General features: G+C 73.4%; 14 protein-coding genes. 5 read left to right on the top strand and 9 right to left on the bottom strand.

The window, feature by feature from the left end; genetic code table 11:
- Window positions 1-10: 10 nt before the first annotated feature.
- Window positions 11-1,771 (top strand): TerD family protein, encoded by a 1,761-nt coding sequence (locus tag AB0J72_RS40010; RefSeq protein ID WP_363409016.1) that lies wholly within the window; start codon window positions 11-13, stop codon window positions 1,769-1,771.
- Between the two features lie 91 nt (window positions 1,772-1,862).
- Here AB0J72_RS40010 and AB0J72_RS40005 read toward each other — a convergent pair whose 3' ends face one another.
- The 4 genes from AB0J72_RS40005 to AB0J72_RS39990 all read right to left on the bottom strand — a co-directional run bounded on the left by AB0J72_RS40005 (window position 1,863) and on the right by AB0J72_RS39990 (window position 6,212).
- Complete coding sequence (locus tag AB0J72_RS40005; protein WP_363408881.1) at window positions 1,863-4,019, bottom strand: MMPL family transporter; 2,157 nt, start codon at window positions 4,017-4,019, stop codon at window positions 1,863-1,865.
- A 25-nt stretch (window positions 4,020-4,044) separates the two neighbouring features.
- The gene (locus tag AB0J72_RS40000) at window positions 4,045-4,890 is read right to left on the bottom strand and encodes a DUF4097 family beta strand repeat-containing protein (protein ID WP_363408878.1); all 846 of its coding nucleotides are present in this window, start codon (window positions 4,888-4,890) and stop codon (window positions 4,045-4,047) included.
- A 143-nt stretch (window positions 4,891-5,033) separates the two neighbouring features.
- The gene (locus AB0J72_RS39995; protein ID WP_363408875.1) at window positions 5,034-5,558 is read right to left on the bottom strand and encodes a toxin-antitoxin system HicB family antitoxin; all 525 of its coding nucleotides are present in this window, start codon (window positions 5,556-5,558) and stop codon (window positions 5,034-5,036) included.
- A gap of 60 nt (window positions 5,559-5,618) precedes the next feature.
- Window positions 5,619-6,212 (bottom strand): TetR family transcriptional regulator, encoded by a 594-nt coding sequence (locus AB0J72_RS39990; protein WP_363408872.1) that lies wholly within the window; start codon window positions 6,210-6,212, stop codon window positions 5,619-5,621.
- 110 nt (window positions 6,213-6,322) lie between these two features.
- On the opposite strand from AB0J72_RS39990, the gene AB0J72_RS39985 reads away from it, so the two are divergent.
- From AB0J72_RS39985 to AB0J72_RS39970, 4 genes are all read left to right on the top strand, one after another.
- A complete protein-coding gene (locus AB0J72_RS39985) occupies window positions 6,323-7,810 on the top strand; it encodes an MFS transporter (protein ID WP_363408869.1) in 1,488 nt (495 codons plus the stop codon).
- Window positions 7,811-7,903: 93 nt separating this feature from the next.
- Window positions 7,904-8,320 (top strand): membrane protein insertion efficiency factor YidD, encoded by a 417-nt coding sequence (yidD, locus tag AB0J72_RS39980; protein ID WP_363408866.1) that lies wholly within the window; start codon window positions 7,904-7,906, stop codon window positions 8,318-8,320.
- Between the two features lie 121 nt (window positions 8,321-8,441).
- A complete protein-coding gene (locus AB0J72_RS39975) occupies window positions 8,442-9,887 on the top strand; it encodes a family 43 glycosylhydrolase (RefSeq protein ID WP_363408863.1) in 1,446 nt (481 codons plus the stop codon).
- A 171-nt stretch (window positions 9,888-10,058) separates the two neighbouring features.
- Window positions 10,059-11,162 (top strand): RNA ligase RtcB family protein, encoded by a 1,104-nt coding sequence (locus AB0J72_RS39970; protein ID WP_363408859.1) that lies wholly within the window; start codon window positions 10,059-10,061, stop codon window positions 11,160-11,162.
- A 14-nt stretch (window positions 11,163-11,176) separates the two neighbouring features.
- On the opposite strand, the gene AB0J72_RS39965 is transcribed toward AB0J72_RS39970, so the two are convergent.
- From AB0J72_RS39965 to AB0J72_RS39945, 5 genes are read right to left on the bottom strand one after another with little or no spacing between them, the layout of a single operon-like run.
- A complete protein-coding gene (locus tag AB0J72_RS39965) occupies window positions 11,177-11,536 on the bottom strand; it encodes a hypothetical protein (RefSeq protein ID WP_363408856.1) in 360 nt (119 codons plus the stop codon).
- A gap of 47 nt (window positions 11,537-11,583) precedes the next feature.
- On the bottom strand, window positions 11,584-12,387 hold the full coding sequence (locus tag AB0J72_RS39960; RefSeq protein ID WP_363408853.1) for a sterol desaturase family protein: 804 nt from the start codon (window positions 12,385-12,387) through the stop codon (window positions 11,584-11,586).
- A gap of 32 nt (window positions 12,388-12,419) precedes the next feature.
- Window positions 12,420-13,271 (bottom strand): SDR family NAD(P)-dependent oxidoreductase, encoded by an 852-nt coding sequence (locus AB0J72_RS39955; RefSeq protein WP_354891057.1) that lies wholly within the window; start codon window positions 13,269-13,271, stop codon window positions 12,420-12,422.
- Window positions 13,268-14,173 carry an alpha/beta hydrolase gene (locus tag AB0J72_RS39950; protein ID WP_363408849.1) on the bottom strand — a complete coding sequence of 302 codons (906 nt, stop codon included), beginning with the start codon at window positions 14,171-14,173 and terminating at the stop codon, window positions 13,268-13,270. The genes AB0J72_RS39955 and AB0J72_RS39950 overlap by 4 nt, the downstream gene beginning before the upstream one ends.
- On the bottom strand, window positions 14,170-15,654 hold the full coding sequence (locus AB0J72_RS39945) for an NAD(P)/FAD-dependent oxidoreductase (protein WP_363408846.1): 1,485 nt from the start codon (window positions 15,652-15,654) through the stop codon (window positions 14,170-14,172). Before AB0J72_RS39945 ends, AB0J72_RS39950 begins: the two co-directional genes overlap by 4 nt.
- Window positions 15,655-15,659 lie beyond the last annotated feature (5 nt).

The following is a 15,659-nucleotide window of genomic DNA, read 5'->3' as shown; positions in this document are numbered from 1 at the left end:
TGTGACGGTCATGCTGACCCTGCCGGCCAGCGCGGCGACGCGGTACCCGCTGCGGTACGCCGTCGTCGACGTGGAGACGACCGGCCTGCACGCGCCCAGCGACCGGGTGCTGCAGATCGCCGTCACGCAGATGGAGTCCGACGGGACCCTCGGGCAGGTCTGGTCGACCCTGGTCGACCCGGGCTGCGACCCCGGCCCGGTGCACGTCCACGGGATCACGCGCGAGCGCCTCAACGGCGCGCCCCGCTTCGACGCGGTCGTCGGGCAGCTCGCGCGGCTGCTCGACGGGCGGGTGCTGGTCGCGCACAACGCCGCGTTCGACTGGAAGTTCCTGGCCGCGGAGGCGCACCGGGCCGTGCACCGCCTCCCGGTCAGCCGGCGGCTGTGCACGCTCGCGCTGAGCCGCCGCCTCGACCTGCCGACGGCGAGCCTGTCCCTGGCGGCGCTCGCCGCGCACTGGGGCGTGGCGCAGGCCCGGCCGCACGACGCCGAGGACGACACCCGGGTCCTCACCGAGATCCTCCGGCACAGCCTCGCCGCCGCCGACGCCCTCGCCGTCGACCTGCCGCTGAGCGCCTGCGACCCGGCCGCCGTCGACCCGGTCTACCCGGCCCGGCTGCCGCGGCCCGTCTGCCCGTGGGCGTGGCCGGGTCGCTGGACGCCGGGCCGCCGCCTGGTCCAGGGCGCGAAGGTCGCCATCACCGGGACCACCGCGACGGCCCGGGACGCCCTCGCGGCCCGCGCGACCGAGGCGGGGCTCGACGTGATGAACACCGTCAGCGGCAGGACCGGCCTGCTCGTCACCAACGACGCGGCCGCCGCCACCTCGAAGCTGCGCGCCGCCGCCATGTACGCCGTGCCGGTCGTCTCCGAGGCCACGTTCGCGTCACTGCTGGCGGACGTGGAGCCCGGGACGCCGAAGCCGGAGGACCGCCCCCGGGCCGGCGTGCCGTCGCAGCGGGCCGCCGCACCGGCGGGACCGCTCGCCGGGCGGTGCCTGCTCGTGCTCGGCGGCACCCACGCCGAGGCGGCGGAGGTCCGCCACCGGATCGCCGACCTGGGCGGGATCGCCGCGGTCAACCTGACGGCCCGGGTCAACGGCGTCGTGGCCCTCCCCGGCGCGGACAACGACCGCCGCTGGGCCACCGTCACCGCCCTCGCCCTGCCCGTCCGCACCCCGGACGCCCTCGAACCGCCGGCCGCCGCACCCGGTGCCGCGCCGGTCGAGCCGCCGCCGGTCGCCGCGGCGGTGGTCCTGTCCCGGGGCGCCGTCATCGACCTGCCCGACGGCGTCGAGGACTGGACGGTCGCCGTCAGCTGGCCGGCGGGCGCGGGCGCCGAGGTGGACGTGGTCGCGTTCCTCACCGACGCGGACGAGCAGGTCCGCGCCGACGCCGACTTCGTCTTCTACAACCAGCCCGCGGCGGCGGACGGGTCGGTGGAGCTGACCCTCGACGTGCCGCACGAGGCGCTCGTCGACGTCCGGCTCGGCCGGATCCCCGAGGACGTCAGCCGGATCGTGCTCGCCGCCGCGATCACCGGCACGCACACGTTCGGGGACCTCGGACCGGTCGAGTTCGTCGCGCGCACCGGCGACGGCGCCACCCACGCCCGCGCCACCCTCGACGCGGCCACCACCGAGCGCAGCCTGCTGCTCGCCACCGTCTACCGGCGCGACGGCCGGTGGCGGCTGCGGGCGATCGGGCAGGGGTACGACCACGGCCTCGCCGGGCTCGCCACCCTGCACGGCGTCGCCGTCGACGACGACTGACCCCCGGCGTCGACGACGGCACGACGGCGGCACCACCCCGGACGGTCGGGTCCGGGGCGGTGCCGCCGCTGCCGTTCGCGGCCTTCCTGGTTCAGTGCGACCCGGCCGGCGCCTCCTGGGGCTTGCCGAGGTCGACGGCCGGGGTCCGGGCGGCGTCGCCGTGCCCCGGCCACCAGGCGGCGTGCCCGAGCAGCGCGGTCAGCGCCGGCACCAGGAACATCGACATCACGAACGCCGACAGCAGGATGCCGGCCGCCACCGAGAACCCGATCTGCTGCAGGAACGACACCGGGGCGAGGGCGAGGACCGCGAACGTGCCGGCGAGGATCAGGCCGGCCGCGGCGACGGACGGGCCGGCGTGCCGGACGGCGAGCGCCGCGGCGGCCCGGGGCTCGTTGCCGGCCCGCGCCTCCTCCCGCAGCCGGGCGATCATCAGGATGTTGTAGTCGGTGCCGATCGCCAGGACGAACAGGTACAGCACGATCGGCAGCTGGAACGTCACCCCCGGCCGCCCGGCGAGGCTCTGGAACAGGTAGATCGCGGCGCCGAGGGTGGCGGCGAAGTTGAGCAGCACCGCGACCACCAGGTAGAGCGGCGCGACGACGCTGCGCAGCAGCAGGCCGAGGATGACCGCGATGAGCAGCGCCGCGACGGGCAGGATCACCGACAGGTCGCGGTTGTTGGCCGCGTTGATGTCCGCGTAGATCGCCGTGGTGCCGCCGACGAGGACCTTCGTGCCGGGTGGTGCGACGGCGTGCAGGTCGGCGCGGAGGTGGTCGTGGACCAGGTCGATCGCCTCGTTGGAGGCCGGGTTGACCGACAGCAGCAGGGCGAAGCGGGCCACGGTCCCGCCGGCCGCGGTGACCGGTGGCTGGACGCCGCCGACCCCGGCGACCTTGGCGGCGGCGGCGCCGAACTGGTCGAGCTGCGCGGGGGTGAGCGGGCTGCCGTCGCCGGTGGTGAGGTACGCCTCGGTCGGGTCCAGCGCGCCCTGCGGGAAGCCGCGCTCCAGGTCGGCGGCGGCCTTCGCCGACTCGGTCGTGCTCGGGAAGCCCGCCGCGAAGTCGTAGTCCGCCTTGTACAGCAGGACCCCGCCGGCGAGCGCGACCAGCACCACGCCGGAGGCGACCGCCGCGACCGCGGGCCGCCGGCCGAGCGCCGCGCCGATGCGCAGGAACGCGGTGCCCTTCGGCTCGCGCCGCCACGCCTTCGACGGCCAGAACGTCGCCGGGCCGATCAGGCTCACCAGGGCCGGGATCAGGGTCAGGCCGGTGACCAGCATGACGAAGACGGCGATGGCGAGCGCCGGGCCGAGCGAGCCGAACCCGCCGAAGCTGGCCAGCAGCAGCACCAGGAAGGCGACGATGACGGCGGCCGCGGCCGAGGTGATGACCTCACCGACCCGGGCGACGGCGTGCACCATCGCGGTCTTCCGGTCCTCGCCGGCGCGCAGCCGTTCGCGGTACCGGAAGAGCAGGAACAGCAGGTAGTCGGTGCCGATGCCGTACAGGACGATCAGCAGCAGCGTCTGCAGGCTCTGGTCGACGTTGAAGCCGAACGCCTTGCCGGCGGCCGCGATCAGGTTCGACGACACCTGCAGCACCACGCTGATGACGACGATCGGCAGCAGCGCGGCGATCGGGCTGCGGAAGATGATGAGGATCAGCACGATGATCAGCGCGAACGTGGCGGCGCCGACGACCGCGAACGCGGTGTTGAACGTGTCGTTGTTGTCGACGACCTGGGCCACCTGCCCGGCGACGCCGGCGCTGAGCCCGGTGCCGGCGAGGTCCGTCTTGATCACGTCGCGGGTTTTGGTCACCGCGTCCAGCTGCCCCTGCGCGTCGGTCAGGGCGGCGGTGATGGGCACGGTGACGAGCTGCACCAGGCCGTTGGGCGCGACGGCCTGCGGGCCGGTCAGCGCCTTGCCGACCCCGGCGACGTGCGCGCCGTCGATCGCGGTGGCGAGGGCGCCGACCCGGGTCTGGTCGGCGGCGGTCAGCGGCCCGCCGTCGGCGCGCTTCACCACGACGATCGCGGTGGACGTGGCCTGCTCCGGGAACGCGGCCTTGGCGAGGTTGATCGCCTGCACGGACTCGTAGCTGTCGGGCAGGAAGCTGCCCTGGTCGCCGCTGGTGATGTCGGAGAGGCCGGGCAGCAGCCCGATGATCAGCGCCGCGCCCACGAGCCAGCCGGCGATGACCCACCAGGCGCGCCGGACGACGAACTTGCCCCATCTGTCGAACATGGCGGTTCCTCCGTTGTGAATGAGGTCAGGAGCGGCGGACGGTGATGTCGCCGTACGAGGTGCGGCCGCGGACCTCGACCGTCTCGTCGGTGGGCTCGGGCTTGGTGGCGCTGTCGAGCAGGTTGTGCACGCGGCCGAAGCCGGTGGTGACGTCGAGCCACGCGGCGGTGCCCTGGGCGATCCCGATCTCCAGGTCGCCCATGGCGGTGCCGAGGACGACCGAGCCGCGGGCGATCTCGCCGAGGCGGATGGCGCCGTTGGAGGTCTTCGCGTCGACGCCCGCGCCGGCCCGCTCGACGGCGATGTCACCGTTGGCGTTGCGCACCCGCACGTCACCCGCGGCGGACTCGATGGTGGTGTCGCCGTTGGAGTTCTTGACCACGGCGCTGCCCCGCACGTCGCCGACGCGGACCTTGCCGGTGCCGGTGTGGATCTCGGCGTTGCCGGCGACCCCGGCGACGGTGACGTGCCCGGCCGCCGTGTCCAGGCGCAGCGGGCCGGTGTCCGCGAGCGAGACGTTGCCGGCGCCGGTCCGCACGCGGCACTCGCCGAGCCGGCCGTCGCTGCGGACGCCGCCGACCTGGAGCTCGGTGGACACCTGCGAGCCGCTGGGCAGCTCGATCGACACGTCGACCGACCTGGTCCTGCGGGAGAAGTCGAACAGCCGCGACCTCGGGCCGGTCACCCGCAGCACGCCGTCGGCGTAGTCGACCCGGACCTGCTTCGAGGCCTGCACGTCGGACTCGTCGGCGTCGTTGCTCGGGCGGACCTCGACGACGGTGTCGGTGCGGTCGCTCGCGACGATGCGCACGTCGCCGACACCCAGCTCGACAGTGACAGTGATCGATTCGGGGGTGGTGAAAGTTGGCATGGTGATCCCCACATCCTGGGTAGGTGAGCCGTTTGCGCTGCTCAGCGCGGTTGGGCCGGCTCAGTGCCGGCTCGGTGCCGGCTCAGTGCCGGCTCAGTGCCGGCTCAGTGCTGGTGAAGGGTGGTGACGAGGAGCGGTGCGGGCTAGCGCACCCAGCCGGTGAGCGCCTGCCTGGCCTGCGGCGCGGCCGCGGCGGGCTCGGCGCGCGGGTCGGATCGCTGGAGCGCGGCGGCGGCGGCCCGGCTCAGCCAGGCGTTGACCGAGCGGCCCTCCTTCGCGGCGGCCTCCTCGATCGCGGCCTTGAGCTGCTCGGGCAGCCGGACGTTGATCCGCGCGGCCGGGCCGTCCTCGGCGAGGAGCGGCTCGGCCGCCGCCAGGTCCGCCGCCGTGGCGGCCTTGGCTTCGGCCGGGGCCACAGCCGGGGCGGGCGGCAGGGTCACGACGAAGTTCGGGTCGCGGCCCCGCAGCCGGAGCTCCACCGAGCCCGGCGCGAGGTCGAGGGTGATCTCGTCGGCGGCGGCGGACAGCGCCTCGAGCAGCGTCATGCGGATCGCCGACTCGAGCGGCCCGGTCAGCCGCTCGACCACCGCACGCGCCTCCTCCCCGCCGGCTTCGGCGAGGGTGGCGAACTCACGTCCGAGGTTGGCCACATACGAGTTCAGGTCCATGGCACCACTATGGCACGCACGTGGCACACGAGCAAGCCAACGTGTGCCAAAGTGGCACACTCAGGCGTCGCGCGGTGCCATGAGGGCCGTGAACATGTCGGTAAGGGGGTCGACGAGGTCGTCCTGACCGGCGGAGGCGAGCGGCTCGAGAGCGGTCGAGGCGCGCAGCAGCGCGATGCCGATGGACGCGGCCAGGGCCAGCTGGGCCCGCAGGATCCCGGCGTCGTCGGGGCGCAGGCCGGCGGCCGCCGTCATCTTCTCGGCGAAGCGGCGCAGGATCTCCACCCGGATCGCCTCGGCCTTCTCGTCGCCGGAGGAGCGCAGCAGCAGGAGCAGCTGCGTGCGGTGCTGGGCGGCGTGCGGGCCGGCGAGGCGGGCCGCGATGTCGTGCGGGATCCGGTCCAGCGTCACGTCGCCGACGGTGCGGCCGAGCTCGTCGCCGACCCCCGCCAGACACGCCTCGAACAGGCCTTCCTTCGACGTGAAGTACCGGTTGATGAGCGCGACGTTGACGCCCGCGTCGGTGGCGATGTCCCGCACGGTGGCGGCCGTGTACCCGTCCGCGGCGAACCGGCGGCGGGCCGCCTCCAGCAGCAGCCGGCGGGTCGCCGCGGCGTCCCGGCGGCGCACCCCGGTCGCGTCCTCACTCGTCACGCCACCAGGGTAGACGCCGCCCGGTGTGACGTAAACGATTGTTGACTTAGCTTGCGGGCCGCCCATACTTGGCAAGTCAGCAATCGTTTACATAGCTCCGCGAGGACCTCATGACGCGAACCCTGGAACCGCCGGCCACCGCCCGGCACGCCAACAGCACGCTGCTGGTGGTCTACCTGTCGCTGGGCGGCCTGGCCTTCGCGGTGCTCCAGTCGCTGGTGGCGCCCGCGATGTCGACCATCGCCCGCGACCTGAACGCCTCGACCGCGGACATCAGCTGGATCCTCACCGCATACCTGCTGTCGGCCTCCGTGCTGACCCCGATCCTCGGCCGCCTCGGCGACATGGCCGGCAAGCGCCGCGTCCTCATCGGCGTCCTGGCCGTGCTCGCCGCCGGCACCCTGCTCGCGGCGCTCGCCCCGAACCTCGCGGTGCTCATCGTCGCCCGCGCCATGCAGGGCGCCGCCGGCGCGATCCTGCCGCTGTCCATCGGCATCGTCCGCGACGAGCTCCCCCGCGAGAAGGTCGCCGTCACCGTCGGCCTGCTGTCGGCGATCTTCGGCGTCGGCGCCGGTGTCGGCATCGTCGGCGCCGGGCCGATCGTCGAGCACCTGTCGTGGCACTGGCTGTTCTGGCTGCCCCTGGTGCTGGTCGTGGTGGCGCTGCTCGGCGCGATCTTCGGGATGCCGGAGTCGCCGGTGCGCACCCCGGGCCGCCTCGACGTGCTCGGCGCCGGGATCCTGTCCGTGTCGCTGGTGTCGCTGCTGCTGGCGATCAGCAAGGGCCAGTCGTGGGGCTGGACCGACGGCAAGACCACCGGCCTGCTCGCGCTCGGCGTCGCCACCCTCGTCGGCTTCGTGCTGGTCGAGCTGCGGGTGAAGGAGCCGCTGGTCGACATGCGCCTGATGTCGATCCGCGGCGTCTGGGCCACCGACCTCGTCGCCCTGATCCTCGGCTTCGCGATGTTCGGCACGTTCCTGCTCGTGCCGACCCTGCTGCAGCTGCCCGCCGCCACCGGCTACGGCTTCGGCAAGTCGGTGTCTGAGTCCGGCCTCTTCCTGCTGCCGACGGTCCTCATGATGGTCGTCTTCGGCCCCATCGCCGGCCTGCTCAACCGCCGCTTCGGCCCGAAGGTCCCGATGTTCCTCGGTGCCGTCGCGGTCGTCGCCGCCTTCGCCCTCCCGGCCGTCGCCCACGGCGCCGTCTGGCAGGTGCTCGCCTCGGGCGTGCTCACCGGCGCCGGCATCGGCCTGTCCTTCGCCGCCATGTCCAACGCCATCATCGAGAGCGTCCCGGCCGCCCAGACCGGCGAGGCCAGCAGCGTCAACACCATCGCCCGCACCATCGGCAGCAGCATCGGCACCGCCGTCGTGGCCGCCGTCATCACGTCCAAGAGCACCCCGCGCGGGCTGCCGACCGACGCCGCCTTCACCGCCGGCTTCTGGGTCTGCGCCGGCGTCGCGGTCCTCGCGGTCGTCGCCTCGCTCGCCCTGCCGTCCGCGCACCGCCGCCACGAGGAGGCCGTCGCCGCCGGCGTCAAGGACCTGCCCCCGGAGCCGGCCGAGCTGCACCTGCCCCACCTGCACAGCCGCGGCTGAGCCCGCGCCGTGCCCGCCTGACCGGCGGGCACGGCGACGGACAGCCGACAGCGGGGTTGATCAACGTTGCGGGGGCACGACACAATGCCGCGCGTGGAGACGGAGAACGAGGGCCAGCGCAGGTCGAAGTGGTACGACGGGTGCGACGGCCTCAGCGGCTGCGACGTGCCGGGCTGCGACGGGTGCGACGGATGCGACGTGCCGGGCTGTGACTGCAACTTCATGCTGGGCACGATGCTGCTCGGCACGATGGCGATCAGCACGCCGACGAGGAAGCCCCGGGCGACCGCCAGCGGCCCGGGGCGGGCCGGCATGGTGGCCATCCGCGGGTATCAGCGCTGGCTCTCGCCGCACCTGCCGACGCGGTGCCGGCAGATCCCGACGTGCAGCAATTACGGCATGGAGGCGGTGCGCCGCTACGGGCTCGTCGTCGGCTCGCGCCTGACGGCGGCCAGGATCCGCCGGTGCAACGCGTCGACCCCGCGGGGCACGGTCGACCAGGTGCCGTAGGCACGGACCATGTTCGCGTTCACACGAGGAGCGCGAAAGAACACGACGACGGCGCAGGACCGTTGACAAGAGCCGATGTGAGCGCAAACATGACGTACCCCCGCCGCCACGAGGAGTCTTCATGCGCCGCCGTCTGCTCGCGGTCCTTGCCGCCCTGATCGCCACGTCCGCCGCGCTGGTGGCCACGCTCGTGGCCACCCCAGGGCCCGCCGCCGCGTCGCCCGCCGTGCAGTTCACCAACCCGCTGGTCAACCAGCGCGCCGACAGCCAGATCGTCAAGCACACCGACGGGTACTACTACTTCACCGCGACCGTCCCCGAGTACGACCGGATCGTCCTGCGCCGGGCGACGACCCTGCAGGGGCTGTCGACCGCGGCCGAGACCGTCATCTGGCGCAAGCACGCCAGCGGCGTCATGGGCGCGCACATCTGGGCACCGGAGATCCACTTCATCGACGGCAAGTGGTACGTGTACTTCGCCGCCGGCGCGACCGACAACGTCTGGGCGATCCGCATGTACGTGCTGGAGGGCACCGGCGCGAACCCGCTCACCGCGACCTGGACCGAGAAGGGCCGCATCACCACCGCCTGGGACACGTTCGCCCTGGACGCCTCGACGTTCGTCGTGGGCGGCGTCCGGTACCTGATCTGGGCGCAGTCCGAGCCCGGCATCGCGACCAACTCCAACGTGTACATCGCGCGCATGAGCAACCCGTGGACCATCACCGGCACGCCGGTCCGGATCGCGACGCCGACCCTCGACTGGGAGAAGCGCGGGTACGCGGTCAACGAGGGCCCGACCGTCATCCAGCGCAACGGGAGGATCTTCCTCGCGTACTCCGCCAGCGCCACCGACGCGAACTACTGCCTCGGCCTGCTGACGGCGTCCGCGTCGGCGAACCTGCTCAGCGCGGCGTCGTGGGTGAAGAGCCCGCAGCCGGTCTTCACCAGCAACGCGTCGACCGGCCAGTACGGCCCGGGCCACAACTCGTTCACGACGTCGGAGGACGGCCAGAGCGACATCCTCGTGTACCACGACCGCAGCTACCGCGACATCACCGGCGACCCCCTCAACGACCCGAACCGCCGCACCCGCGTGCAGAAGCTGTACTGGAACGCCGACGGCACCCCGAACTTCGGCATCCCGGTGCCCGACGGCGCCACGCCGGTGCGGCTGCAGTCGTACAACTCCGCGGGCGCCTTCGTGCGGCACTACAACTTCCGGGCCCGCATCGACGCGGACGTCACGCCGCTCGCCGACGCGCAGTTCCGCATCGTGACCGGGCTCAACGGCGGCGGCACCGTGTCGCTGGAGTCGACGAACTTCCCGGGCTACTTCCTGCGGCACAGGAACTTCGAGGTGTGGGTCGAGCGCAACGACGGCTCGGCCACGTTCAAGGCCGACGCCAGCTTCTTCCGCCGGGCCGGGCTCGCCAGCGGCACGGCGGTGTCGTTCGAGTCGCAGAACTTCCCCGGCCGGTACGTGCGGCACAACGGCGCCGAACTGTTCGTGCAGACCGCCACCGACGCGACGAGCCGCGCCGACGCCACCTTCACCCTCGACTGAGCGCGACGCACGCTCCGGCGCTCCGGGGATCCTGGAGCGCCGGGGCGCCGGGGCGCCGGGGCGCCGAAAACCGGTTGCCGCGGCCGGCGGGTTCGAACGATCATGGACGGCATGACGCGCTGACGGACACCCCCGTGTTGCCATGCCCCTCCTCCCGCTGAAGCGAGGACCATGTCCGCCACCGTCTCCGTGTTCGCCGGCCCCGGCAGCTGGATCGAGTCCGACGCCGTCGCACAGTGCCACCAGGTCGCCGCGCTCGACGGCATGCTGCACGTCGCCGGCATGCCCGACCTGCACCCCGGCAAGGGTGCGCCGATCGGCGCCGCGATGGCGTCGACGGTGCTGTACCCGCTGCTCATCGGCTCCGACATCGGCTGCGGCATCGCCGTGTTCCCGATCGGCCTGAAGCGGGCCGTGCCGGAGAAGCTGGCCGCGAAGTTCCCCGACCTGGACGTCCCCCTGGACCCCGGCCTCGTCGACGGGGAGATCCCCGGCGGTCACGTCGAAGGGCTCGGCACCGTCGGCCGCGGCAACCACTTCGTGGAGCTGGCGAAGGTCGGCACCGTCCTCGACGAGGGGCACGCCGCCCGGCTCGGGCTCGCCGCCGGCGACCTCGTGCTCGTCGTGCACAGCGGGTCCCGCGGCTTCGGCGAGCGGATCCTGCGCGCGCACACCGAGGTCCACGGAGCCGGACCGGCCGCCGACCCGGCCGCGTACCTGGCGGCGCACGACGACGCGGTGCGCTGGGGCTCGCTCAACCGGCGGCTGCTCGCGGCCCGGGTCGCCGACGCCCTCGGCGCGCAGCTGTCCGAACCCGTCGTCGACCAGTGCCACAACCTCGCCGAGGTCCGCGCCGGCGAGGACGGCGACCGCGTCTATCTGCACCGCAAGGGCGCCGCGCCCGGCGACGGGCGGGACGTGCTGGTCGCCGGCACCCGCGGCACCCCGTCGTACCTCGTCGCCGCGCACGCGGGCGCCGAGGCGAACCACTCGGTGGCGCACGGTGCCGGCCGCAAGATGTCCCGGGCCGACGCCCTGCGCCGCGGCAAGGCCAAGCACACCGTCGAGGAGCTGCGCCGCACGCCGGTCGGCTCGCTGGTCGTGTGCGGCGACCGGCAGCTGCTCTTCGAGGAGGCGCCGACCGCGTACAAGCGCATCGAGCAGGTGATCGGCGACCTCGAGGCGCACGGCCTGGCCACCCCGGTGGCGACCACGGTCCCGCTGGTCACGTACAAGACGGCCGAGGCGGGACCCCGCGAGCGCCGCAGGCGCTGAGCCGGTGCGCTACCTCAGCACCGGACGTTCTGCTTGGCGAGCTCGGCGATGAGGGCGCTGGCGGTGAGGTTGCTGAAGTTGACGTCCTTGCCGTTCACGGTCTCGATGACGTAGTCGTGGTCACCGGAGTCCTGCTCGATCTCGACGCTGCAGCTGCCGGCCTTCGCGTCGGCCTCGTAGTCGTCGAGCTTCTTGACGTTCTTCTTCTTTTTCTTGTCGTACACGGTGTCGTAGTCGGCCTCGGCGGACACGTTCGTGTAGCCGGCCTTGGTCAGCTGCTTCTCCAGGTCGTCGGACTGCGACGAGCACGCGGCGAGCCCCATGCCGAGCAGCAGCATGGTCGTGGCGGCGACGATCGATCGGGTGGCTCGCATGGCTATTCGCTTCTTTCGTCTCGAGGGGGTGGAGCACCTATTCTGGATCATCCGGCGGACGGCGCTGTCGGGATGCCGATGCCCGTTGTGTCGCCTACAGGCGTTCTGGGCGGTGCGCCCGTGCGGCGGGCGTCGTAGCCGGGTTCGAGCGTGCCGAAGAGGCGGTCCCACACCGTCGTATAGAAGCCGAGGTTGTACCGCGGCGTCGCGTGGTGCCCCGCGTGCATGGCCGGGGTGGCGACCCACTTGAAGACCGCGGAGGCCCGCACGCGCGGCGGCAGCGGCTCCACCCCGAGGTGGCCGAGGATCCCGAAGAGCAGGTTGAGCAGGGTGTACGCGGCGACCGCCCAGGCCGAGAACGGGTGCACGGCGAGGATCGCCAGCCACGCCCCGCCGAACCCGGCGACCTCCACCGGGTGCAGCGCGAACAGGGTGATCGGCCGCGGGTCGGCGAAGACGTGGTGCAGCCGGTGGGCGAGCGGAAACAGCCACCGCACGTGCACGGTCGCGTGGCTGAGGTACAGGAACACGTCCATGACCAGCAGCAGCACCACGAGGTCCGGCAGCGCCCGCCAGGTGAGCGGCAGCGTGAACGTGATGATCCCGGCGCGCCACAGCCACCAGCCGGCGACGGTGACCGCCGCGTTGAGCACCGTCGCGACGGCGACCAGCGCCAGCTCGAGGCGGCTGACGGGGCCGGGCGGCGGGGTGACCCGGTGCGCGCCGGGCAGCCTCAGCGCCCAGTGCCCGAGCAGGGCGGTGATCCCGACCAGCGCCGCGTTCTCGGCCAGGGCCAGGACCACGAACCAGCCGGTGGGCAGGTCCCGCAGCCAGGTGACGATCTCGTGCACGCTCGCACTCTGCCACCCCGGCGCAACCGCGGTCAGGTGGCGGCGGAAAGGCGACGCTCCAGGCGGGCGGTCAGCCTCGGGTACCAGCGCGGCAACCACCGCACGAGGAGGTCGGCGGACCTGGCGTCGTTGCCGACGAGGATCCGCGGCCGGTTCGCCTCGACGCCGGCGACGATGATGCGGGCGGCGCGGTCGGCGGGCATCGTCAGCAGCTTCTCGTTGTAGAGGCGGGTGCGGGCCTCGTCGCGGGCGGTGACGTCGGCGCCCTGGCCGCGGGCGTGCGCCAGGGCGGCGGTGGCGATGTTGGTCCGGACCCCGCCGGGGTGCACGACGCTGACGCGGACCGGGTGCCCTGCGGCGAGCAGCTCGCCGCGCAGCGCCTCGGTGAAGCCGCGCACGCCGAACTTGGCGGCGCAGTAGTCGCTGAGCGCCGGCTGCGCCATGATCCCGTTGAGGCTGGAGACGTTGACGACGTGGCCGTCGCCGGACGCGATCAGGTGCGGCAGGAACGCCTTGGTGCCGTGGATGACGCCGAACAGGTCGACGGTGATGGTCCGCTCGTACGCGGCCCAGTCGCTGTCCAGGACGCTGCGCCCGCCGCCCGCGACGCCGGCGTTGTTGTACACCTGGTGCACCACGCCGAAGTGGGCGGCGACGGCGGCGGCGTGGGCGAGCACCGCGGCGCGGTCGGCGACGTCGAGCGGCGCCGCGTGCACCTCGGCGCCGAGGGCCTTGACCTCCTCGACGGTGGCGGCGAGCCCGGCCTCGTCGACGTCGCTGACGGCGAGCCGCGCGCCGCGCCGGGCGAGCTCGGCGGCGAGCTGCCGCCCGATGCCGGAGCCCGCGCCGGTGACGACGGCGACCTTGCCGGAGACCTTGCTCATTCGCGGACCCCTGCCGTGGCGGTGATGTGGCCGGCGGTCAGGTCGACGACGCGGTCGATGACGCCGGGGGCGAAGTGGTGGCGCATGCCGGCGATCTCGACGTGCCGGGCGCCGGGGATCGCGGCGGCGGTCGCCCGGCCGCCGCTGGGGTGCACCATGCGGTCGGTGTCGCCGTGGATGACGAGCGTCGGGGCGGCGATCGACCGCAGCTCCGCGGTGCGGTCGCCGGATGCCTGGATGGCGCCGATCTGCCGGGCGACGCCCGCCGGGTTGGCCCGCCCCTCGGCGCGGTCCCACACGCCGGTGACCCACGCGCGCTCGAGGGCCTCGTCGGGCGGGAAGTCGGTGGTGGAGCCGATGTGCCGTAGCAGCGACAGGTGCCGGTCGACGGCCTCCTCGGCGGTGCGGGCCGGCCGCTTCGCCATCCGCAGCAGCGTCGAGCGGGCCGGCTGCCCGACCCGCCGGTCGCCGGTGGTGGAGAAGACCGAGGTGAGCGTGGCGACCCGGGCCGGGTGCCGGGCGGCGAGGGTCTGCGCGATCATCCCGCCCATCGACATGCCGAGCACGTGCACCGGGCCGGCGCCGAGGTGCCCGAGGAGCCCGTCCACGTCGGCGGCCATGTCGCCGAGGTCGTACGCGCCGGGCACGGGCCGGGCGAGCAGCTGCCGCAGCATGCCCGGCGGGCGGGCCCGGACGCGCGTGGAGCGGCCGGTGTCGCGGTTGTCGAGCGTGATCACCCGCAGCCCGCGGCCGGTGAACCCGTCGACCATCCGCCGCGGCCACGAGGTGAGGTCCAGCCCGAGCCCGGCGACGAGCAGCAGCGCCGGCCCGTCCGCGGGGCCTTCGACCCGGTGGCAGATGGTCGTGCCGCCGGGCAGCTCGGCGAACAGGTCCTCGGTCATGCGTCCACCTTCGTCAGTGCCTCGGAGAAGTGCAGCGCGGGGTCGTCGACGCGGCCGTCGCGCAGCAGCTTCACGTCGGAGTGGTAGTCCATGGAGGTGAGCCAGGGCATGCGGTCTCCCTGCCGGGGCAGCTGGTCGACGGCTCGCTGGATGTAGCCGGCGGCGAAGTCGAGGAACGGCTTGGTCGGCATCGCGGGGTCGCCGACCTCAGGGCGGCAGACGTCGTGGCCGTGGGCGTCCATGTACGCGAGGAGCCGGCAGAAGTGCTCGCACAGCAGCCCGACCTTCAGCGTCCACGACGAGTTGGTGTAGCCGATCGCGAAGGCGAGGTTGGGCACCCCGGACAGCATCATGCCTTTGTACGCGACCGTGTCCGGCAGGTGCACCGGCGCCCCGTCGACGGTCAGCCGCAGCCCGCCGAGCGCCTGCACCCGCAGACCGGTCGCGGTGACGATGATGTCCGCCGCCAGCTCCCGCCCGGACTCGAGCAGCACGCCGTGCTCGGTGAAGGTGGCGATCCGGTCGGTGACGACGCTGGCCGTGCCGCGGCGGATCGCCCGGAACAGGTCGCCGTCGGGCACCGCGCACAGCCGCTGGTCCCAGGGGCCGTAGGGCGGGTTGAAGTGCTCGTCGACGGGGAACCCGGGCGGCAGCTGCTTGACGTTGATCCGCCGGATGATCCGCCGGGCGAGGCGGGGGTGCTTCTGGCAGAAGCGCCAGACCGCGCGCTGCTGGGCGATGTTCTTGCGGCGCGCCGCCCGGTAGCCGCGCTCGTCGCCGAGCCACCGGCGCAGCGCGTTGGCGATCGGGTCCTTCTTCGGCACCGGCATCACGTACGTCGGCGTGCGCTGCAGCATCGTCACGTGGGCGGCGGCGGTGGCCAGGGCGGGCACCAGCGTGACGGCGGTGGCGCCGCTGCCGATGACGACGACGCGCTTGCCGGCGTAGTCGAGGTCCTCGGGCCACTGCTGCGGGTGCACGATCGGGCCCGCGAACCGTTCGCGGCCCTCGAAGTGCGGGGTGTGGCCGGCGTCGTACCGGTAGTAGCCGCCGGCGCAGAACAGCCAGCGGGCGGTCATCCGCGTCCGCGTCCCGGTGTCGGTGCGCTCGACGTCGAGGATCCACCGGGCCTCGTCGCTCGACCACGCCGCGCCGAGCACCTTGTGGTGGTAGCGGATGTGGGCGTCGAGGCCGTTCTCGGTGGCGGTCTCCCGCACGTACCGCAGGATCCTGGGCGCGGAGGCGATGGACTCCTCGTCCCGCCACGGCTTGAACTCGTAGCCGAACGTGTGCAGGTCGGAGTCGGACCGGATGCCGGGGTAGCGGAACAGGTCCCACGTGCCGCCGGACGCGGCCCGGGCCTCCAGGATCGCGAACGTCTTGCCCGGCAGGCGCGTGGTCAGGTAGCGCCCCGCCCCGATGCCGGAGATGCCGGCGCCCACGATGACGACGTCGAGATGCTCGGCGGGCGTTGTGCTCATGACCT

It is taken from the genome of Dactylosporangium sp. NPDC049742 (assembly GCF_040674675.1).
GTDB lineage: Bacteria > Actinomycetota > Actinomycetes > Mycobacteriales > Micromonosporaceae > Dactylosporangium > Dactylosporangium maewongense.
Note: the sequence above shows the minus strand (reverse complement) of the source record. Positions and strands in the feature narration are given on the sequence as shown.